Origin of the sequence: Algoriphagus aquatilis (assembly GCF_042657405.1) — a bacterium.
Classification (GTDB): domain Bacteria; phylum Bacteroidota; class Bacteroidia; order Cytophagales; family Cyclobacteriaceae; genus Algoriphagus; species Algoriphagus aquatilis.
The window spans coordinates 72,983-94,464 of the sequence record NZ_JBHSKS010000010.1; the positions used below are offsets into that span (position 1 = coordinate 72,983).

General features: G+C 43.5%; 21 protein-coding genes. 11 read left to right on the top strand and 10 right to left on the bottom strand.

The genetic code is table 11. The features are described from left to right. The first annotated feature begins 69 nt into the window (after positions 1 to 69). Positions 70 to 1,215 carry a galactokinase gene (gene galK / locus ACFPIK_RS13040; protein WP_377915962.1) on the top strand — a complete coding sequence of 382 codons (1,146 nt, stop codon included), beginning with the start codon at positions 70 to 72 and terminating at the stop codon, positions 1,213 to 1,215. Between the two features lie 116 nt (positions 1,216 to 1,331). After that, positions 1,332 to 4,775 carry a ThuA domain-containing protein gene (locus tag ACFPIK_RS13045; RefSeq protein ID WP_377915964.1) on the top strand — a complete coding sequence of 1,148 codons (3,444 nt, stop codon included), beginning with the start codon at positions 1,332 to 1,334 and terminating at the stop codon, positions 4,773 to 4,775. 93 nt (positions 4,776 to 4,868) lie between these two features. On the opposite strand, the gene ACFPIK_RS13050 is transcribed toward ACFPIK_RS13045, so the two are convergent. The 4 genes from ACFPIK_RS13050 to ACFPIK_RS13065 form a co-directional block, all read right to left on the bottom strand. After that, positions 4,869 to 5,219, bottom strand: coding sequence for a hypothetical protein (locus tag ACFPIK_RS13050; protein ID WP_377915966.1), 351 nt, complete (start codon positions 5,217 to 5,219; stop codon positions 4,869 to 4,871). Positions 5,220 to 5,296: 77 nt separating this feature from the next. Further along, a complete protein-coding gene (locus ACFPIK_RS13055) occupies positions 5,297 to 5,647 on the bottom strand; it encodes a hypothetical protein (protein ID WP_377915968.1) in 351 nt (116 codons plus the stop codon). A gap of 195 nt (positions 5,648 to 5,842) precedes the next feature. Next, positions 5,843 to 6,586, bottom strand: a complete 744-nt coding sequence (locus ACFPIK_RS13060) for an NIPSNAP family protein (RefSeq protein WP_377915970.1) — start codon at positions 6,584 to 6,586, stop codon at positions 5,843 to 5,845. 242 nt (positions 6,587 to 6,828) lie between these two features. Next, on the bottom strand, positions 6,829 to 7,182 hold the full coding sequence (locus ACFPIK_RS13065; protein WP_377915972.1) for a transmembrane 220 family protein: 354 nt from the start codon (positions 7,180 to 7,182) through the stop codon (positions 6,829 to 6,831). 136 nt (positions 7,183 to 7,318) lie between these two features. On the opposite strand from ACFPIK_RS13065, the gene ACFPIK_RS13070 reads away from it, so the two are divergent. The 3 genes from ACFPIK_RS13070 (at position 7,319) to ACFPIK_RS13080 (ending at position 8,686) form a co-directional block, all read left to right on the top strand. After that, positions 7,319 to 7,870 (top strand): GNAT family N-acetyltransferase, encoded by a 552-nt coding sequence (locus ACFPIK_RS13070; RefSeq protein ID WP_377915974.1) that lies wholly within the window; start codon positions 7,319 to 7,321, stop codon positions 7,868 to 7,870. A 179-nt stretch (positions 7,871 to 8,049) separates the two neighbouring features. Beyond that, entirely contained in the window at positions 8,050 to 8,334 is a 285-nt protein-coding gene (locus tag ACFPIK_RS13075; protein WP_377915976.1) for a nucleotidyltransferase family protein, read from the top strand. A 1-nt stretch (position 8,335) separates the two neighbouring features. Then, positions 8,336 to 8,686, top strand: coding sequence for a HepT-like ribonuclease domain-containing protein (locus tag ACFPIK_RS13080; RefSeq protein ID WP_377915978.1), 351 nt, complete (start codon positions 8,336 to 8,338; stop codon positions 8,684 to 8,686). Positions 8,687 to 8,694: 8 nt separating this feature from the next. Here ACFPIK_RS13080 and ACFPIK_RS13085 read toward each other — a convergent pair whose 3' ends face one another. Beyond that, on the bottom strand, positions 8,695 to 10,137 hold the full coding sequence (locus ACFPIK_RS13085) for an arylsulfatase (RefSeq protein ID WP_377915980.1): 1,443 nt from the start codon (positions 10,135 to 10,137) through the stop codon (positions 8,695 to 8,697). Between the two features lie 359 nt (positions 10,138 to 10,496). Between ACFPIK_RS13085 and ACFPIK_RS13090 the strand changes: the two genes are divergently transcribed. Genes ACFPIK_RS13090 through ACFPIK_RS13100 form a run of 3 tightly spaced genes read left to right on the top strand, consistent with a single transcriptional unit; the run spans position 10,497 to position 12,931 of the window. Continuing rightward, positions 10,497 to 11,549, top strand: coding sequence for a M12 family metallo-peptidase (locus tag ACFPIK_RS13090; RefSeq protein WP_377915982.1), 1,053 nt, complete (start codon positions 10,497 to 10,499; stop codon positions 11,547 to 11,549). A 9-nt stretch (positions 11,550 to 11,558) separates the two neighbouring features. Next, positions 11,559 to 12,305, top strand: coding sequence for a T9SS type A sorting domain-containing protein (locus tag ACFPIK_RS13095; RefSeq protein ID WP_377915984.1), 747 nt, complete (start codon positions 11,559 to 11,561; stop codon positions 12,303 to 12,305). Positions 12,306 to 12,307: 2 nt separating this feature from the next. Beyond that, positions 12,308 to 12,931, top strand: a complete 624-nt coding sequence (locus ACFPIK_RS13100; protein ID WP_377915986.1) for a hypothetical protein — start codon at positions 12,308 to 12,310, stop codon at positions 12,929 to 12,931. A gap of 174 nt (positions 12,932 to 13,105) precedes the next feature. Here the strand turns inward: ACFPIK_RS13100 and ACFPIK_RS13105 are convergent, their stop codons facing one another. Then, positions 13,106 to 13,246 (bottom strand): hypothetical protein, encoded by a 141-nt coding sequence (locus ACFPIK_RS13105; RefSeq protein ID WP_377915988.1) that lies wholly within the window; start codon positions 13,244 to 13,246, stop codon positions 13,106 to 13,108. Between the two features lie 554 nt (positions 13,247 to 13,800). On the opposite strand from ACFPIK_RS13105, the gene ACFPIK_RS13110 reads away from it, so the two are divergent. Further along, positions 13,801 to 15,120, top strand: coding sequence for a Gfo/Idh/MocA family protein (locus tag ACFPIK_RS13110; RefSeq protein WP_377915990.1), 1,320 nt, complete (start codon positions 13,801 to 13,803; stop codon positions 15,118 to 15,120). A gap of 105 nt (positions 15,121 to 15,225) precedes the next feature. Here ACFPIK_RS13110 and ACFPIK_RS13115 read toward each other — a convergent pair whose 3' ends face one another. Further along, on the bottom strand, positions 15,226 to 16,233 hold the full coding sequence (locus ACFPIK_RS13115; RefSeq protein ID WP_377915992.1) for an SMP-30/gluconolactonase/LRE family protein: 1,008 nt from the start codon (positions 16,231 to 16,233) through the stop codon (positions 15,226 to 15,228). Between the two features lie 209 nt (positions 16,234 to 16,442). Here ACFPIK_RS13115 and ACFPIK_RS13120 point away from each other — a divergent pair, with 209 nt between their 5' ends. Together ACFPIK_RS13120 and ACFPIK_RS13125 are read left to right on the top strand one after the other, a co-directional pair. After that, positions 16,443 to 17,573, top strand: coding sequence for an ATP-binding protein (locus ACFPIK_RS13120; protein WP_377915994.1), 1,131 nt, complete (start codon positions 16,443 to 16,445; stop codon positions 17,571 to 17,573). A 23-nt stretch (positions 17,574 to 17,596) separates the two neighbouring features. Then, positions 17,597 to 18,160, top strand: coding sequence for a hypothetical protein (locus tag ACFPIK_RS13125; RefSeq protein WP_377915996.1), 564 nt, complete (start codon positions 17,597 to 17,599; stop codon positions 18,158 to 18,160). Between the two features lie 142 nt (positions 18,161 to 18,302). Here ACFPIK_RS13125 and ACFPIK_RS13130 read toward each other — a convergent pair whose 3' ends face one another. The 3 genes from ACFPIK_RS13130 to ACFPIK_RS13140 form a co-directional block, all read right to left on the bottom strand. Next, positions 18,303 to 19,544 carry a sugar isomerase gene (locus ACFPIK_RS13130; RefSeq protein ID WP_377915998.1) on the bottom strand — a complete coding sequence of 414 codons (1,242 nt, stop codon included), beginning with the start codon at positions 19,542 to 19,544 and terminating at the stop codon, positions 18,303 to 18,305. Positions 19,545 to 19,646: 102 nt separating this feature from the next. Further along, entirely contained in the window at positions 19,647 to 19,844 is a 198-nt protein-coding gene (locus ACFPIK_RS13135) for a hypothetical protein (protein ID WP_377916000.1), read from the bottom strand. After that, positions 19,841 to 21,247 carry a purine-cytosine permease family protein gene (locus tag ACFPIK_RS13140; RefSeq protein ID WP_377916002.1) on the bottom strand — a complete coding sequence of 469 codons (1,407 nt, stop codon included), beginning with the start codon at positions 21,245 to 21,247 and terminating at the stop codon, positions 19,841 to 19,843. The genes ACFPIK_RS13135 and ACFPIK_RS13140 overlap by 4 nt, the downstream gene beginning before the upstream one ends. Between the last annotated feature and the right edge of the window lie 235 nt (positions 21,248 to 21,482).

The window sequence follows — 21,482 nt, forward strand, 5'->3', positions numbered from 1 at the left end:
TTATTGAGTTATTAGTTATAGGTCTCAGGCGGATACCTACTATTAACCAATAACTTAATAACGTTTTCTATGATCACCCAACTCACCAAGACCTTTCAGTCCTATTTTGCCACCACTCCGCTAGTCGCTTTTGCTCCCGGAAGGATCAACCTGATCGGGGAACACACGGATTACCAGGAAGGATTTGTATTTCCTGCCGCTGTGGCGCAGGGGATTTGGGTTGGGATTCAAAAGAATGGACTGACGGTATGCCGACTATATTCCATGGACTTTGCCCAGGAATTCAGTTTCGAGTTGGATTATATTTCCCCGAAAAACGGGCATTGGGCCACCTATGTCATGGGCATGTGTGCCTTGATGAAGCAGTCAGGTTACGAGGTACAGGGATTTGACATGGTGATCGGAGGCACGATTCCCGTGGGTTCGGGGCTTTCCTCTTCGGCTGCACTTTCTGTAGCGATTGGGACTGCCATTTCGGGTTTATTTGACTTTCAGATACCCAAGAAAAACATCGTCCTCTACGCCCAAAAGTCTGAACACCTCTACGCCGGAGTCAAATGCGGGATCATGGATCCGTATGCGTCTGCTTTCGGTGCCGAAGGAAAGGCACTTTTGCTGGATTGCCGAACCAACACCCATCAGGAAATCTCGGTCCACCTTGGAGACTATTCCCTCATGCTGGTCAATACCAAGGTAAAACACACCTTGGCAGATACCGCGTACAATAAGCGCCGAGAAGCCTGTGAGGAAAGCGTGAGAATCCTCCAATCCGAGTTTCCACATATAAAGACACTCCGGGATTTATCCATCACCGACCTCGAAAAAGTAGAGATGCTCCTTCCTGAAGCACTTTTCCCAAAGGCAAAACACATCATCACCGAATGCGCCCGCGTACATGAAGCGGCAGCAGCCTTACAAGCCGGAGATTTGGAATCCTTCGGAAAGCTACTGAACATCACGCACCAAAGCCTCAGCCAAGACTTCGAAGTCAGCTGTGCCGAGTTGGATTTCTTGGCGGATAAAGCCCAAGCCCTTGACTTTGTCCTAGGTGCACGCATGATGGGCGGAGGCTTTGGCGGTTGTACCCTCAACTTGGTCAAGACCTCCGAACTGGAAGCCTTCCAAGCAGCCTTGAAATCCCCTTACGAACAAGCCTTCCAAAAAACCCCTGAGTTTATTTTGGTGGAGATTGGCGAGGGGGCGAGGGTTTTGTAAACCAAATTTTTATCGATAAAAACTACCGATTGATCTTTTAAAATATCCTTTACAACGCTTCGCAATCAAGGGTTTGTACTTTTTTCCTATTTTCCCGAAAAATTAATCCAAACCTTATGAATTACCCGAAAAACCTACGTAGCCTGCTCTTTTTGCTTGTGCTGTTGGGAGTAGGTTTGGCTTCTTGCTCCAAAAAGCGGGAAGGCCAACCGAAAGTGCTGATTTTCAGCAAAACTGCGGGATTCTATCATGAATCCATTCCAAACGGGATCGCTGCAATCCAAAAATTGGGAGCCGAAAACGGCTTTGCGGTAGATACCACCAAAAATGCCGAGTTGATTAATGAAGAAAACCTAGCCCAATACGCAGCGGTGATCTTCTTGAGCACCACCGGTGATGTCTTGGATCACTACCAAGAGGCGGATTTTGAACGCTACATCCAATCAGGCGGTGGCTTTGTAGGAATCCACGCTGCGGCAGATACCGAATACGAGTGGGGCTGGTACGGCCGACTGGTAGGCGGGTATTTCTCTGACCATCCAGGCATTAACGATCCTCATCCAAACGTACAGCCAGGAAAGATCACCAAAACAGGTGAAAAACATCCTTCTGTAGACTTTTTGCCAGAATCATGGGAGCGTACTGACGAATGGTACAGCTATAAAAAAGTCAATCCAAACACGAAGAAACTTCTCATGCTGGACGAAACTTCCTACCAAGGAGGAGCTGACATGGGCGAGCATCCGATTGCTTGGTACCATGACTTTGACGGCGGACGAGCGTACTACACCGGCGGTGGACACACCAAAGAATCCTACGAAGAAGCTGATTTCTTGAAGCATTTGCTTTCAGGTATTCAATATGCAATCGGTGAAAACGAAGAACTGGACTACAGCAAAGCCAAGTCTAAGCGTGCTCCTGAAGAAAACAGATTCACCAAGACTACCCTTTCCATCGGTCAGTTTACCGAACCGACAGAAATGACCATTCTTCCTAATTTGGACATTTTGGTAGCTCAGCGAAGAGGGGAAATCCTTCACTACAACAATGCCACCGGCGAACTGAAAGAAATCGTAAAACTGGATGTGTATTGGAAAACTGAGGTAAAAGGTGTCAATGCTGAAGAAGGCTTGATGGGCTTGCAAAAAGATCCGAATTACGCGACCAACAATTGGGTTTATGCCTTCTACGCACCTACCGGTGACAAAGAAATCAACCGACTTTCCCGATTCAAGTTTGCCAATGGAGTCTGGGACATGGCTTCCGAGCAAATCATTCTCGAACTCTACTCTCAGCGTGACATCTGCTGCCATACCGGCGGCTCCATTGCCTTTGACAAAGACGGAAACTTATTCCTTTCCACGGGTGACAACTCCACCCCATTCAATCAACCAGGCAGCAAATACACCCTCAACGGCTACGCACCGCTTGACAGCCGTGATGGCAACAAGCAGTGGGATGCTCGCAGAAGCTCCGGCAACTCCAATGACCTAAGAGGAAAAATCCTCCGAATCAAAGTAGCCGAAGACGGAAGTTATTCCATTCCTGAAGGCAACTTGTACCCACAAGGTACCGAAGGAACACGTCCTGAAATCTATGCCCAAGGCTTGAGAAACCCTTACCGAATCGCTGTGGATCAGAAAAACAGCTTCCTCTATTGGGGTGAAGTGGGACCTGATGCCGCCAATGATTCGCTTGATGTAAAAGGTCCTCGAGGTTACGATGAAGTGAACCAGGCAAGAAAAGCCGGACATTTCGGCTGGCCATATACGATCGGAAACAACTTCGCATACCGAGAATTCAACTATGAAACCGGGCAGACCGGTCAGGCATTTGATATCGCCGGACCTGAAAACAACTCTCCAAATAATACCGGCTTGAAGAAACTTCCTCCGGTAGAACCTGCCTTTATCTGGTATCCGTATGCGGTATCTCCTGACTTCCCTCAGCTGGGAACAGGCGGACGTAATGCCATGGCCGGACCGGTTTACTATTCTGACATGTATCCTGCAGAAACCAGAATGCCGGATTACTACGACGGAAAGCTCTTCATCTATGACTGGATCAGAGGCTGGATCAAAGTGGTGACCATGCAGGAAAACGGGGATTTTGACAAAATGGAACCCTTCATGAAAGGCACCAAATTCAACGCCTTGATGGATATGGAAATGGGTCCTGACGGAAAAATCTATATCCTCGAGTATGGAAATGGCTGGTTTAGCAAAAACCCTGACGCAGGTCTATTCCGAATTGACTACAATGGAGGAAACCGAGCGCCTGTAGTTTCAGAATTGACAGTAGACAAAACTTCCGGCAAAAATCCTTTGACTGTGACCTTGAATGCAACCGCTTCAGATCCGGAGAAAGACGCCCTCACTTACACCTGGGACTTGGGTAATGGTGAAACCAAAACCACGAACGAACCGACGCTTTCCCATACCTATTCTACAGCGGGTGAATTTGAAATTAAGGTGACTGCAGCGGATCCTTCCGGATTGACGGGAACCAGTCCATTGGTATCCGTTTATTCTGGGAATGTCGCTCCAGTTGTGAGCATTTCAGTGGATGGAAACCAATCTTTCTACTTCCCTGGCAAAAAAGTGAGCTATTCCGTAGCCGTTTCCGATGAAGATCATCCGGAAGCTTCGAGCGATATCAGCAGCTTGTATGTAGCAGCAGATTACTTACAGGGAATCGATCAGGCAGAAGCTGATATGGGCCACAAAGTGATGAGCGAAGCCATGACCGGGAAATCTTTGGTGCAGTCATTGACCTGTAAAACCTGTCATAAAGAAAATGAGGCTTCCATCGGACCTGCTTACACTGAGGTAGCGAAAAAATATAGAGAGCGAAACCGTGATTACCTGGTGGAGAAAATCAGAAAAGGTGGAGGAGGTGTTTGGGGCGAGACAGCAATGCCTGCCAATCCAGACTTGAAAGCTTCCGAAGTCAATGCCTTGGTGACCTATATCCTTTCGCTCAGACAAGAAAGCAAGCCAACCTTGGCAGCAAAAGGAAGCGTTGACCCAACCTTGGGCAAGCCAGCTTCTCCTACCGGATCCTTGGTGATTTCCGCTACCTACACTGATAAAGGAGGAGAAAACATCAAGCCTTTGACAGGTTCCACTTCTTTGGTATTAGGCCCAAACAGTGTGAACTTGGCGCAGGCAGGTGACTTTACTACCTACACCAAAATGGTATTTGACGGTAGAACCTTGCTGACAGTCCCTAATCAAACCGGTTCGTTTGCCCTGCCTGCCATCGACCTGACAGGAATCGGTTCGGTGACCTTGATGACTGCTTCTCAGGAACCGATCAAAGTACCGGTGGATTTCGAGATTCGATTGGATAGCCCGACTGGTGAAGTGGTAGCCAAAGGAACCCACCAGCCAAGTGAAGGATTTAAGGCTCCAAATATGCCTATCCTAATGCACCAAGCTATGATCCCTGTGACCGGCGCAACCGATGGCAAGAAGCATAAACTTTATTTTGTGAGTGATGCCAAAGGTGCTGAATTGGGAACGTTTATTCTGATGGGAATCACCTTCAACGCGAAGTAATCTCTAAACTGACTTAGGTCTTTTTTCACTTACTTATAAAAAAAGCCAGCTTGATTGATTTCAAGCTGGCTTTTTACTTTTGGAGAAGATCCGTTAAGAAAATGTGCAAACCGAATTGGCAGGTTTCCAGATTACTTTTTGGTTGGATAAATCAGCAAAGGTTATTTCACCGGATATCCGATTACCCTGACAGTCTTGGTATATCGTGGCATAATTCCAGAGAGGATTACAAAATCCAAAGAAAAAAACCGTCTGACCCTGATAGCTCGCCTGCATCAAAAAGGAATATTCTGAGCTGTTAGGACCTCCGGCATTTTCGATTTCCTGTTTAAGCCAAGCCAAATCCTTCAATGGATTCTCGACTCCACAAGTTGTAGGATTTTCGCTGTCTGAACAGCCAAAAAGTAAGACCGAACTCAGCAAAACAAGCAGAAATGATTTCATAATCAGTGAAGTTTTGATTAAAGAAAAAAGAAAATACAATTTCAAAGGCTACATCCCATGGAGTAAGTCACAAAAGGCTAATCCAAATCACAAACCGAATTAGCGGGTTTCCAGATTACTTTTTGATCGATAAGGTCCGCCGTACTGATAGAACCGTAAATTGCCTTTCCCTGGCAATCCAGAATCACCAATGCAAACTTGCAGAAGGGGCAACAGGAACCAAAGAAGAATACGGTCTCCCCTTTGTAGGTAGCCTGTACTAAATACGAGTATTCGATCAAGCTTGTGTTTTCCAATTCCTTGATCCCCTGTTGAATCCAAGCCAGGTCATTTACAGGGTCTGCCACCGCACAAGTAGTGGGCCCGTCATTTTCGCGACAGGAAAGAAAGAGGGTGCAGAATAGAATTAAGAAAAACACTTTTTGCATCAAGTCAAATTTATCCAATTACCATTGAAACGAAGAATTACAAAAAAGTGCTACCCAAGTAACAAAAGAAGCCACCCTGATCGATCCAGAGTGGCTTCATTTGATTGTTTCTCTCGAAAATAACTTGAATGGATTTTGGAAATATCGAGTATCGACTGATGAATATCGAACGTCGACCACTGAACACACTAAACTCTATTTCATCGGAGAAAAAGGCAGAGCGGTATAGAAGACCCCAACCACCTTTTCGACGATTTTACCTGGAGCTTCAGACTCGTCTCGAGCTTTGACCCAGTCAGGATCTACTCTGAATCGATCAAATGCGGCATTAAAAGCATCTTTGGAATCATGTCCCAATAGGTAAACTAGCTTTGGCTGGCTGCCGTCCTTTTCTACCGTTAACCAGTATGGATAATTTTTCAATCCCTGCTTTTCAAATAAGTCCTGAGTATGGTCACGGAATCGGGTTTGAATATTTTCGATTTTACCAGGGAAGCAGTAGTACGTTCTCAACTGAAAGATTCCGCTTGGCTTTGGCTTTTTGTTATCATTCAAGTTATTCGCCCAAACCATGAACACCTGATCTACTTTTTGAACCAAAGGTCCATTTGCTTCTGAGGCTTTGTAAGCGGCAACCCATTCCGGATCGTTGGCAAACTTGTTCCATAGAATATCTCTTGAGGCCTGATCTGGGTAACCCAAAATAAACGTCAACTGCTTGTCAGGCTGTTCTTCAGAAAGGAAGTAAGCCACATTTTCAATTCCGTTCTTCTTGAAAAGCTTCAGGGTATGATTTTGAAAACGCTGGATCAGGTCTGGCATTTTTCCTTCATGAACGGTATAGGTTCGCATTTCGAAGTACTTGGACTTGATGCCCTGTTGGGCAAAGGTGACGACGGCCAAAGTCATGGCGAGTAACAGGGTGATGATTTTTTTCATGAGGTTTATGGGTTTGATGTTAGAGGAAATTGATTTATAGAAGCTAGAAATAATTGGAAACACAGTTGAAATATTTCCTCCATCGTAGGTAGAAATACCTTGGAAATACTTCTTGAAATCCATGTAAACCCTTATTTCATCCAACGAACGAACTGTATTTCAACTGTATTTCAACTGTATTTCAACTGTATTTCAACTGTATTTCAACTGTATTTCAACTGTATTTCAACTGTAATTATTTTTTACTTTCTCCAAGCTCTAAACAAAGCTGGACTGAGTCCTAAAGCAATGGTAAGTAGTCCGAAGGTTTCCCGATTTTCCTCCATTTGAGGAGTCTTCATGGTAAGGTCTTTTTGGGCCCATTCATCCGAAATCCAATCTCCCACACCACCGGGAAACATGTAAATAGCTCCGAGAATGCACAGAACAACAACTACAGTCAATGGGATTTTGGGGAAAATACCTCGAAAACCAAGAAGAGCGAAAATCATTGCTACCGCATAGATACTCACCCAAACTTCGGGATCAGGATCGTTGATTTGCCAATAACCAAACAAGGCAAACAAAAGAGTCCAAACAGCATAGTAATATTTCATAATCGCTAGGGGTTGATTAATCCTAAAACTAGCCAAAAAGAACCTATATCCATCCTACTTGGGATAATCGGTCAGATAAGATTTTTGTCATGAAAAAATCGGGTATTTTCGAATCGGACTGATCTAAACACTACCCATGATACAGATTACGCATGCCTCATCGACCGAAGATCTTCAAGGGATCTTGGACTTACAGCTGGAAAACCATCTAACTACTTTGAGTCTTGAGGAGAAAAAAAGTCAGGGGTTTGTGACAGTGAGACATTCGTTTGAGCAATTGGAAGAATTGAACAAAATCGCCCCACACATCATCGCAAAATATGAAAATGAGGTAGTAGGATACATCCTGGCAATGACCAAAGCTTCCCGAAATCTCATCCCTGTATTGATCCCTATGTTCGGCCAATTTGACCAACTTCTTTACAGAGGAAAATCAGTTTCAGAATACGAATATCTGGTCATTGGACAAGTTTGCGTAGGGAAAAACCAACGGGGGAAAGGACTTTTTGATCAACTCTACCTGGCTTACAAAAATGCCTTCTCAGAGAAATATTCCTTTGCCATCACCGAAATCGCCCTGAGCAATCATCGCTCTTTAGCCGCACATCGCAGAGTAGGTTTTGAGGTGATCGATGAGTTTGAGGATCATACTCAATCCTGGGCCATCGTAGCATGGGATTGGAAATAATTTCCTTGAGCAGGTCACAGAAGGATAGTTAAATATAGTTGAAGTCCTAGATTCAAAATACTTATAGGGTAATAAGTAAATGATTGGGTAATAAGACGGGAGCTTTCGGGCTCCCGTTTTTAGTTTTTAAATAGTAATTCCTTAACTTTTGAATAGATATAGGATTGACTAATTCAAATATGGCTATCTCAGAGAAACAACGAGAAATAATCAAGAAAACTGCATACAAATTTCACCCCAAATTTATCGGTGTTTTTGGGTCATATGCCAGAGGAGATCACTCGGAGGATTCTGACCTAGACATTTTGATCGATTTCGAGGGAAATGTGAATCTCATCGATCTGATTGGTCTTGAGCAAGAACTTTCTGAATTATTAGGTTTAAAAGTTGACTTGATAACTCAAAAATCGATTCATCCTCCCCTTAAGCCAATCATAGAAAATGATTTAATCAGGATTTTATAGAATGAAAAAAGATCCATTACTATATCTCCAACATATTCTTTCTTGTATTGAGAAAATCAAAGAGTATACGCATGGATTTACAGAATCTGATTTTCTACAAAAGCCCGTTGTTCAGGATGCGGTAATCAGAAATCTTGAGATAATTGGTGAAGCAACCAAAAAATTACCCTTCGAACTTCGTGAAAAACATCCTCAAATTGAATGGAAGAAAATTGCTGGAATGAGAGATAAACTCATTCACGATTATATTGGAGTCGATCTTTGGGCTGTTTGGGGTGGAGTCGATCACATCATTCCTACCTTGGAACTTGAGTTAATTTCCATCATCGATCAGCTCGAAAAAAAAGATTGATCCAAATCTTATTGGCGAGTAAAAAACCTAAAAACCGGATTTGGCATATGGGCTTCTTGGATCAGCTTTTCCAATTCAGCCACTTTTTGGGGATTCTCAGAAGCCAGATTTTTACTTTCTGCTGGATCCGATGACAAATCAAAGAGTTCGACTGTCAGTTTTGCCGGTTCTTTCACTTGATACTTTACCAATTTCCAGCCGTCTTTAAGTACAGCCTGCCTTCCTCCCAACTCATGAAACTCCCAATACAAATGGTCATGTTTGGATTGCTTGCCTTTACCCAAAAGAGAAGGTAAAAATGAAATCCCATCGATTCCTTCTGGTGATTTTTCACCCAGCATCTCTGCAAAGGTGGGCAACCAATCCCAAAAAGCGGAAACATGATCCGATTGGCTTCCCGCCTTTACTTTACCCGGCCATTTGACGATCATTGGTACATGAATCCCTCCTTCATATAGATCCCTTTTTAATCCTCGAAAAGGCCCATTGCTGTCAAAGAAATCGTAATCCGTCCCACCTTCGAAATGAGCCCCGTTGTCAGAGGTAAAGATCACAATGGTGTTTTTACTGAGCCCTAATTCTTCCAATTTGGCCATAACCTCTCCAACGTAGCGATCCGTACGCTCCACCATAGCGGCAAAAGTTGCTCTCGGATGATCCGTGGACTGATAACCAGGAATCAGCATATCCGGACCATAATCTCCCCCTTTTGGAGCAATGTGTGCTTTTTCCTCGCCAAACTTTGCCCGATACTTTTGAAAAATGGCATCGTCCGGTGCCGCCAGTTCGGCATGTGGCATCACAATGGGCATGAAGAGAAAAAAGGGATTATTCTGATTTGCCTCAATAAAAGCCAAGGTCTTTTCCTGAATCAGATCAGGGGCATAAGTGACTTTATTCGTCCAGTCATTCCCGGGGAGGTTTACCTTGGTTTGATTTTCCCAAAGGTACGCCGGGTAGTAGCGATGTGCATAGCGCTGACAATTGTATCCGTAAAACTGCTCAAATCCCTGCTTGCTTGGATCACCTGAAGTACCGACAAAACCCAACCCCCATTTCCCAAAGGCTCCTGTGACATAACCTGCTTGTTGGAAAATCTTACTCAATGTCAGAAGTGTATCCGGCATGGGATATTGTCCTTCGGGTTGAACCTCAAAATTGCCTCTTACTGGAGTGTGACCTGTATGTAATCCTGTGATGAGTGCAGAACGGGAAGGTGCACAAACCGGCGCTCCGGAATAATGATTCGTGAAAAACATTCCTTCTCTAGCCAACCGGTCAATATTTGGGGTCTCGATGTATGACTGACCGAGGAAACCAAGATCCCCATACCCCAAGTCATCGGCAAGGATGAAGATGACGTTTGGAGGTGAATCATTGGATTTTTCTTCTGCGTTATTGCAGGAAAAGCTTACGAGTAGGATCAGAATAATCAGCAGGCGAAAAGGCATAGTTTTAGATTTTTTCAGAAATTAGGAAGGACAAACCAAAATTTCAGCCTGCTATACTTTTTTCTCTAAAAATAGCCTTGCGACAATCATTACTTGAATCAGCATCGCCTTTAATTGAACGAAAAACCTTTTGGTAGCACAATGCCGTTAAAAGTTATCGAATTGACTAATTGAGGTAATAGAAAGATCCGATGAAATTGTTGCGATGACTCTCTAAAACACTTGATTGACAATGATATAAATTTTAAAAAAGAATGATTTTTTTTTTGAATTTAAAAATAAATGAGTAACTAGTTTTTAATTAACCTATTTAAACAAACTTTTAACAGCTCAATACTATAAAAAACATTTACCTATCCTTGTTGCTGGTTTTTGCTTTCGCATTCCTGGCAAATGCCCAAAAGAAAGATACTCCATCCTTAATTTCAAGGTCAAGATTATCGGAAAGCAATCTTTCACAGCTGGATAAGAACCAGCTTGAAAAATTAAAAAATTTAGATTACCTCAATTCCGTTACTTTAATTGACATTGTAAATATTGATGACCTCATGGGTCGTGATGAAATCTCCATTACAATTCCTGGATTAGATAAAAATATTGTTTCCAGAAAGATAATGGGGCAACGCAATTCCGAAGCATCAATGTGGATAGGAGAAGGCGAAAATAGTCAAATTGTCCTTTCATCCACAAAAGGAGAAGTATCCGGACACATTTCTACTGGTAATCAGTCTTTTGAGATTCAGCACTTACCTGATGGACAAGCGATATTGTTAGATTATGATATGGAGAAGATAAACTTATTAGAATGTGAACAGCCACATTCAATGAGTAAAGATTCAAATTCTAAAGAAAATGACTTTAAGCCTACTACTAAAGTTTCTAGTGAAACCGGAGATCAGAACAATCGGATAGCCAACACTTCGGCCGTAGTGAGAGTACTCTTCCTATTTACTCCCGCTGCGGCAAATTCAGGACAAAACCTAGTAAATATGGCAAATACGGCACTTGCCCAATGGCAAACTGCTGTAATTAACAGTAACACTTTGGTAGCTTTAGATCTTGCTGGAGTGTTACCACTTAATTTTAATGAATCAAACGATATAGTTTTTGATGTTAACGCATTAACTAACAATATAAACGCGCAACAATTACGAGATAATAATGAAGCTGACATAGTAATGCTATTAACAGATAGCCAAAATTACGGGACTGTTGCCGGTAGAGTAAGTGAAATTGGTCCTTTAGAACCCAATGCGTATGGTATATCACAAATAAGTGCTGGTATTGCAAACTACACAATCGTTCATGAAATCGGTCATTTATTGGGTGCAAGACATGATAATGATCCTACACCGGGAGATGCACATGCACACCTTTGGATTTCAGGTTCTTTCCCAAGACGTAACCATTAGCGATCAATAATGGGCGTTCAACCTCAATTTGGCCCTAATTACACCAGAGTACTTCATTTTTCTAATCCATTCCGCACTCATAATGGCGAACCAACAGGAGTTGTTAATGTATCAAACAATAATCGTAACATTAATTTAAATGGCCCAACAGTCGAAGCTTTCAGATTTTCAATTCCCGCATTGTGGGCTTCTATCCTTGGGCCTGGGACAGCAGGAAATGGTCAAACACTTAATTTCAGTCCAAACATTCAAGGTGGCATAGCCCCATATTCCACAAGCTGGCAATTAAATAACGGCTCAGGATACTACTTCGCAGGAAACGGAACAACCTTGACTACCACCATGCCCACAAACCAAAATTTAGAGGTTATGCTGGTGGTCACTGACCAAAACAACTCAACATTTACTGCGTATAGAACTGTTCAAAACGATTTCCTTGGAGGAGGATGTACTGTCTGTCCTGATTTAGGCGATTTAGAAGATGTTGGTGAAAATCTGAACAATGATGTAATTCTGTTTCCAAATCCTACCTCGGATAAGATAACAATTAAATCTTCTGATAGAGGAGATGGATTCTATTTCTTTGAAGTTACAGATGTAAAAAATCGCACAATCGTAACCTCTGAAATCAGTGTTGAATCACAAAATGAACGACGAATAACCCTTTCTGTCGATAAATTAAAACCAGGAGTATATTTATTCAGCTATCAAAACTCCTTAAATGAAATTATTCACCTGCGATTTATTAAAAACTAACTATGCAAAAGTTAATTATTATACTGATTATAGCAGGTGCCTTTCTTTCCTGTAATCAAGAAGATGGTGAACCCGATAAGGGGAACTTTAATGGAGAAATGACCGTACTTTTCAACGGAGAAGAATGGAAGTCTCCAATAAGGTTTTATTTGCAAAAACAAATTACCTGTTCACCTGATAATTCAATTATTCCGCTTGGATTCGGCTTTACTGCTTATGACGAGAGTGGTTACTTTCAACGAATGTTAGATTTGGGTTTTATTCTTCCCACCACTGAAATCCAGTCAGCTCAAGAATTACTCAAAAATACATCTCAAAATGATCCAAATTCCGCAAATACTGTGGGACAATATGGACGACCATACTACGCCACTTCTATAGGTTATGATGCAGGGAGTACGTATTATAAGTTGGATTCTGAATTAAGGGAAAGCTATTTCCAGTTAACGCATTATGATTCTAATAAAAAAGAAATCCACGGAGTATTTGAACTGGAGTTTTTTCTTTCATCTAAAAGTTCAAGTGAACCCAATGCCCCTGATCGCATAGAATTTACCCAAGGGAAATTTGTAGCAAAGGCGCCGGAAGAATGGTTTCAGTGGGGAAGAGAATGTGATCCCCGATAAAAATCAGCTTGCCTAAAAACAGAAATGGGAAGCATTTCTTGACGAAAGCTTCCCATTTGATGACTTGAAAACCATAGTCCTCAACTCACCTCAAGCTACAGTTATTCGGCTCTCCCCAGTTACCCGAGTCAAAACCGACAGTCTGCAGCAGCTCCGAAGAGCATGTCCCAATTTTCAGATACCTTGTTGCATTTCTGCGGTTGCCCTTCTCAGACCTTCCTTTCGGAAAGCCCCTTCATGCCCGGTATCCTGAATCTGCCCGACGGCAAACTCTTGGGCCGATCGTGATAGCACTTCTGCGGTGGTCCGTTTCAAACTGCTGCATTTGAGCAGCCGTTCCTTTGTGCCAGATGATTTTACCTTTCGCCCGAAGGCTCCAAGCGCTGATGAATCCGTTTGTGCATTTCTGGAGTTACCCCTTTCAACCGTGAAATTTCTTTCCCGATCCTTCGTGCCCGGAAATCTGATTTCTCCAAGGAGAAACTCAAACTCAGCTCATCTTTTTTGGCACTTCTGCGGTTTCCCGTCTCAGAAATTTCTCTTTCGAAAAACTCCCCTTTGCGCCTGATCTCAATCTGTCAAACTTCGGTCCGAGATCTTACACCCGGCCTTTTATCTCTTACTTGATGGGATTAAAGTTGGCTGATTTTCAGACTGTTTCCAATTTTTCAAATCAAAACTTTCCCACAATTTTTCCCCTAATTTTTTGCGGTAAAATCACAGGATATCCACTAAAACTTCTGAGTTATACACATTTTTCAAAATCAATGATCAAAAGACTGACATTAGTCAGTTAAATATTTTCAAGGAGTTACTCTTTACCGAAAATTCACCTAATTTAAATTTCATCACACTTCCCATCTTCCTATATGAACGATCGAAGATCATTTCTGAAACAGTCAAGTCTGATCGCAGGCGGCCTTTGGCTCTCCCCCTCCCTACTTCAAGCCAGACAGAAAATCTCCCCAAATGAGCAGATTCGCGTGGCCCTCATCGGCGCCAACAATATGGGATTTGGGATACTCCGCCACCACCTAGCCTTGCCGGAAGTAGAATGTGTCGCCATTTGTGACGTGGACCAAAATGTGCTCGATAAGCGAATCAAAGAGGTGGAAGAAGCCACAGGGAAAAAACCTGAACGGTATACAGATTTCCGGAAATTATTGGAGAAAAAAGATCTCGATGCAGTCATCATCGGCACACCGGATCACTGGCACTGCTTGATTGCCGTAGCCGCCTGTCAAGCGGGGAAAGATGTCTATGTGGAAAAACCCATGGCCAATTCCATCGGAGAATGCGACTTAATGACTCAGGCAGCTGCCAACTACGGGCGGATTATGCAAGTAGGCCAACAGCAGCGAGCCGGCCAAGCCTTTATTGAATCCAGGGAATTCGTCAAAAGTGGCCATCTTGGCAAAATCCGTAAGGTAAACATCTGGTCAAACTTCAATTATGGGCTGGGCAATGAGGTTAAACCTGCCACACCCACGCCCCAGGGCGTAGATTATGATTTTTGGCTCGGCCCTGCACCCAAGCGGGACTTTAATCCCAACCGTTTCCATGGCAGTTGGAGGCACTTTTGGGATTACGGAGGAGGATTGATGTCTGACTGGGGAGTACATCTGCTGGACATGGCCATCTGGGTAGAGGAAAATCCCGCTGCGCCCTCCACCGTACTGACCTATGCCAAAAATGTAAACAAAGAAAACCGCGACCGGGATACTTTTGACACGATGAATGTGCTTTTCCCAAAAAAGGATTTTCTGATCAACTACGACATGAACGGAGGCTTGCAAAGTGGGCCATACAACAAACCATACGGAATCGCCTATGTGGGTGAATTAGGCACATTAGTCGTCAATCGAAGTGGCTATGAAATCTATCCTGAGTGGGACGGAACCGCCAAAGCGGCAAAATGTGAAGTCAAGAAACTGGAAGGAACTACCGAATCCCATAACCTACATGTGGCTAATTTTGTGGATTGCATCAAAACCAGAAACCAACCCTCCTGCCCACCCGAGGCTGGGAGACTGGCCGCGCTGCATGCCCATATCCCAAATATCGCTGCCCGAATAGGTGCCGAACAATTGATTTGGGATGACGCAAAAAGACAGTTTATCGGCAATAATGAAGCAAACAAATTGATCCTTCCAGAATATCGTGAGCCTTGGACTTTACCGAAACTTTAAGATAAAATGGTTGACGTTATGCTGCTTCACTAGAAGCAGCATAACGTCCGACCTCCATACTTCCCAGCTCCCTCGCATCCCAACATTTTTCAGAATTAAGCTTTCTCATTTTAACTTAATCCTCATCAGAAAAGCATCTGCCGTCATGTAGAGGTATTTTTCGTCGGCATCAAACCCACAGTTTGCCGTGCCGTTTTCGGTCAGGATAGTTCCGATATGTTTTCCCTCCGGGCTGATCACCAACACGCCTCCCGGACCTGTGGCAAAGAGGGTTCCACCAGAGTGAACTTTCAATCCATCTGGGAGGCCTTTTCGGGATTCACCCTGTAATGAAGTGGCATCAAAAAGGATTTTTCCCGAAATCACATTTCCGCTCTCATCCAGGTCAAAGGCATAATATCTGGCTTTATCTGGATCTGATTGAGCAATGTAAAGCGTCTTTTGATCGGGACTGAGCGCGATTCCATTGGGACGGGAAAGTGTGTCTATCAGCAAATTAACTTTCCCATCGGGATCCAGTCGATAAACCCCTTGAAAATCCAACTGCTTCTCATCCCAAGGATCCATGCCATAGGGAGGATCGGTGAAAAAGAGCTGCCCTCGGGAATTGAATACCAGATCATTTGGACTGTTGAACCGCTTACCCTCATAATTGGTAGCCAACCCTTCAAAATCAGATTCTGGAGTATCAAGCGAAGCCAACATTTTGCCGACCTGCCGCTCTCCGTGTTGACACAAAATCAGGTTTCCAGAAGCATCCAAGGCCAAGCCATTGGCTCCGGGTTCGCGCTTGTCTGTCCGATCACCTAAGTATCCTGAAGGACTCAAGTAAAGCGATAGACTGTCTTTTTCCGTCCATTTCCAGATTGTATTGGTAGGCACATCCGTGAAAATTACCGCCTGCTGCTCCTCCAGCCAAAGCGGACCTTCTGCCCATTCAAAACCGGAAGCCAACACTTCGATTTCGGCACCCGTAGGAATTAATCTATTCAGAGCTGAATCGAGTCGCTCGACCGAACCAATAGTTATGAATTCCTGCTCAAGGGATTCCTGAGATTGTGGTGCGGAACATGCCGCAAGTGCTAAAAGGATTAACAAAAAGGAGTTTTTCATAGTGGATTGATTTTGGGAATGAGGAAGTTAAACCAATCCGCTCAAAAGTCCGAATCCAACCTTTTTCATTATTCAAAAAGTCCCAACTTCACAAATTAATTGAAATTTATGAAGTTCACTTCATGAATTTAGCCAAATTTGTGAAGTTGAATTCATAAATTAAGCTAAATTTGTGAAGTTAGATTAATGAATTTAGATCAAACAAACTCGTGCAAGTATCCCGAACCATTATCGCCCAACTCGAAGATCAGCTTTTCAAAGGTAAAGTTCTGATCCTCTATGGCGCCAGAAGAACCGGGAAAACCACCTTGGTGAAACACCTGCTTGGGAAGTTTTCTGAAAAATCGGCTTACATCAACTGTGAGCTTCAGGAATACAAAGACGCCCTGTCCACGACTAATTCGGGACTTTTGGCGGAATTTATCGGAAATCGCGAATTGATCATTTTTGATGAAGCCCAGCATATCGCAAACATCGGTTTGGTATTGAAAGTACTGGTGGACACCTTTCCGCATGTTCAATTTATCGCCACAGGCTCTTCCAGCTTTGAACTTTCGGGAATGGTCTCCGAGCCACTGACCGGCAGATCGCGTCAGTTTCTGCTGCTGCCTTTTTCCCTCGAAGAAATCGGACAGTCGCTCAATCCCATTCAGATCAAAGCCAATCTGCCCAACTTCCTGAGATTCGGACTCTATCCACAAGTCTTTACTAGCATTGGAGATGACAAAATCGAAGAACTCGCCGAAATCTCTTCCAACTACCTGTACAAAGACCTTTTCCAGTTTGAGCAAATCAAAAAGCCGGACTTGCTGTTCAAGCTTTTGGCGGCGATTGCCTTGCAGACCGGAAGCGAGTCTTCACTGAATGAGCTGGCGCAAATCACCGGAACGAATGTGCACACGGTCAAGCGCTACTTGGAGCTGCTGGAAAAATCCTTTGTGATCTTCCGACTGCACTCCTTCAGCCGTAACCTCCGGAAGGAACTGGCCAAAAGCCAAAAAATCTACTTCTACGATGTGGGAATCCGAAATGCAGTAATCCGCAACTTCAATGAATTGAATCTCCGAACAGATGCGGGAGGCCTTTGGGAAAACTTCTGCATCACCGAACGGATCAAATTCAACCAAAACCATCGAAGATTTATCAATACCTACTTTTGGAGGACCTATGACCAAAAGGAGATCGACTACATTGAAGAGAAAGACGGGCACCTGACCTGCTTCGAATTCAAGTATGCAGAAGGAGCTACAGGAAAGTTTCCGGCGGAATTCCCCGAAACGTATCCAAATTCAAGCTTTAAGGTGATTACACCGGGGAACTTCTATGAGCTTTATAAGTGAGTTAATAGTTAGCAAAAACGACAATGAAATATCTAATCTATGTATTGAATTTTCTGATTTTAACGAGTTGTGATCAGTCCAATTCTAACAAGGAGTCTCAACAGGAAATTTCATCGGAGAAGGACAGGGTTGATATTAAAGACAAAGAAGAACCAGAACAAAACTTAAATGAAACGACTGAATATGCAAATCAAGGTTTGAGTTCCGAATTCAAAAAAGTAACCACCTTCAATTTAACGGATACATTAATCGCGGATTTAAACGGTGACGGAAAACTCGACCAAGCGGTCTTTAATAGAAAAAATGAAACTTCAGGAATAGTAATTACTCACGGAGAAACTAGTGAGAAAATAAAAATTGGCTTTGGAGAGCTATTTGCTCATTTGACTGATTTTAATTGGGTTGACTATTGGGGACTTGTTTATGACTCTGAAACATATGAAATCGTGATTGAAGACGATGAAATCATTGGTGGCAGAGAAGTCAAACTCGATAACCCAGCGATTGTCGTTCGAAAAGAAGAAGTTGGTGGTGGGCTAATTACATTTAAGGAAGGAAGATATATTTGGATCCATCAAGCCCACTGAAAATAAAAAACCTGATACAGCAGAAGTTTTGGTCAATGATAGGTGAATTGATTAGTTTAACATTATCCTTCGAATCAACTTTTTCAGTATATCAATAGTCATTTGCTATGAAATCCGCAACTGTGCAAAGCCACCTAAAACATCACAATCCACTCGCCTGCGAATTTTTACCTCGCTTAGCAATCAATCCCTCTCTTATTTTTTCTTTTCTGTAAAAAGCCAAGGGATCCCATTCTCCTCCACTCTGGATTCGGGCCTCTCGGACTAAGGGTCTGACATCTGTCAAAAACGCTTCTTGTAGCACTTCCTGAGCCCCCACCACATCTCCTTCATTTTGGCATTGAGTCAATTTTTCACGGTCCACCAAAAGAGCCTTGGCATAAGCCTGAGAAATGGCTTCTAGTGCCTGAATCAAATCCTCGAGCGGATCTTTGGTATTGTGGCTTGCATCGATCATCCAGGAAATGGAATCCCACGCTTGGGCCCCTTCAGCCGCTCCACCGATCAGTTCGCAGAAGATCAAAAACAACTGATACGGCTTAATACTTCCGGTGCTCAGATCATCGTCACCGTATTTGCTGTCATTGAAGTGGAAGCCAGCAAGTAGATTCTGATGCATGAGGGTAGCCACTATCTGCTCAATATTGGTATTGGGTAAGTGATGCCCCAAATCAACCAATACTTTTGCCCGATCTCCCAATTGCCTACAAATCAGCGCTGAGGTACCCCAATCGGGAATCACGGTGTGATAGAAATTAGGTTCATAAGGCTTGTATTCCAACAAAAGTTTCCAATCATCGGGCATTCCAGCATAAATTTCCTTTAACGAATCTGTAGTCCATTGCAACGCTTTTCGGATATGGGCCTGCCCCGGAAAGTTACTTCCATCCGCCAGCCAAACCGTCAGCCCTTTACTTCCGAGACTTTTTCCAATCTCAATCACCTGAAGGTTATGCTCCACTGCTTGAGCACGTACGGCTGCATCCGCATTGCTGAGCGAACCCATCTTATAAGAAAGCGGCTGCCCATAATCCTGAAAGGTATTGCTGTTCATCGCGTCAAAGCCGATCCCCAGACTTGCTGCTTTTTGCTTTACTGCCTCGGTATCCTTTGGAATATCCCAGGGAATATGCAGGGAAACCGCATCTGTTCGCTTGGTCAGTTTGGACAGAAGTCCGATATCCTCCAGCTTTTCTTCCAAGTTTCTGGGTTCGCCACCAATTGAAAACCTCCCAAAACGCGTCCCGCCCGCTCCCAAAGCCCAACTTGGTACTGCAATCTGAAATGCAGAAATCCGGGAGACGAGGTCAGCTGGATTTATTCCTTTTGAGTCAAGCTGTTCGGATAGCAAGAAAAGTGATCGGGCGTGAAAGTCGGTATTCATAGGGTAAGGAAATGAAGTTTTATTGGAAAATTAGATCCCGACCAGAGATCCTTGAAAATTGATCATTGAATTTGGTCATTGATAATTGGTCATTGAATTTGGTCAATTTCCTTCCGTCTTCGGTCTTCTGTCTTCCTGCTTATTGATCCAAAACGGCGCAGTCACCATCCAAGCCAGCATCCCGATTCCCATCCAAAGCTTCATGGTGTCAAGCTCCATATTGCCTAGAAAGAAAAGCACAGGAGGAACAATTGAAAACATTAATCCGATCACAGAGGCAAGTTTCAACACACTTTTCATTTGGCAAGTGATTTAGTCAATGGGTATTTCATTTTGGATAAGGTTACAAAAATGGCTACGGCTACAAACCATCCGGGGAGCCCTAGGAAGAAGATTTCTACTCCGTAAAACAGATTTAGACCAAGACAAAAAACCAGTGTAAGCACCCAACTGAGCAAGGCAGGCAAGTTGAAATTTGACTTGGTGACAAGAGCAGCTTCAGAACGAAAGCCCATCTTTTTAGCAAAATAGAAATCGGCAAAAATCACAGCACCCATTGGCATCAAGAGTAATCCGTAAAGCGCTACAAAGTCCAACAACTTCATTACCAAAGCTGGAAAACATGCAGCCAAACTCGTGATTCCGCCTACGATGGCGGTAATTTTCCAAGTGGGGACATATGGGAAAATTCCCTGCAGAGCCAATCCGGCTCGGTAAATCGTTGGATTGGCAGTAGTCCATCCTGCGATAATCACACAAACCGCACCCGCAATCCCCAAGGTCTGATAGGCAATTTGTCCGGGCGCAAATTCCTGTGAACCAGTATTTGCCTGAAGAAACACTGCGTACAAAATCCCTGAAGCTATCCAAGCTACAAAATGGCCCAAATATACCCCTACAAAAACTGTGAATCCAGAAGTCCAGGACTTGGCATACCTTAAAATGGTTAAGTCTGACATGCCGATATGCATGGCCATATTACAAAACCAAGCAAAAAAGATGATGTGCCAGATCGTAAACCGAGACATTCCCGGAAGTGGAACACCATTCCAAATCACTTCCTGAGCGATTGTAACTAGTTCTTCTGCCGAACCTACCCCGAGTTGGGCCAAGCCTACAATCGCCGCAGCAAAAAAGACCAATATCATCCAAGGCGACATCACATTGGCAAATTTGGACACCTGATTATATCCTTGAATAGCTACCAACGTAATCACCGCTCCCATCAATAAGACTGTGATAATCCATCCGGGCGTACGGGGCAGCCAATCATTCAGCATGGGCATTTCCAAATCAAAAGGAATCCCAACTGCGGTAGCAGAAACCGCAATCATCGACCCCGCCAAAAAACAAAACATCAAGGCATTGACCAGATTGTACCAGCGTACCAGATTTTTCCCTGCTATCCGCTCCAATTGATAATAGAGCGTCATTCGCTTGGCTGTGGCAATCGGCGCAGTAATCAATCCCCAACTCAGCACGGCAAGCAGATTACCTATCAGTAAGCCAAGCACCAAATCTATAGCTCCTACCCCATGTGCGACAAACAAAGGCCCAATTACAAATTCAGTACCTGCCGTATGCTCACCGGCATACATGCCCAAGAAACTTTTATTTCCCTTCAGTTGGTCATCCGGTATAGGAGTTCTCTCAAACTCATTGGTCTGGGCGACCAGTTTCTTTACTAGTCCGATGCTGCTCATAGAATTTATTTTGGGTTGAATAAACTAAACAAACTCACCCGCCCTATCCTGCCCTGTCAGATGATTTTTTGACTAGTTTACACATATTATTCTGGGAAAAGTGATTAGGAAAATACACTTTAGCAGTAGATAGTCCTTGTGCCAAAGAAACCATTTTGGACTCATTTAAAAAATCAATCAAAAATCTCTTCACTCAAGACACTACAGGATACCGAATGCCCTGTTTTCATAGAAA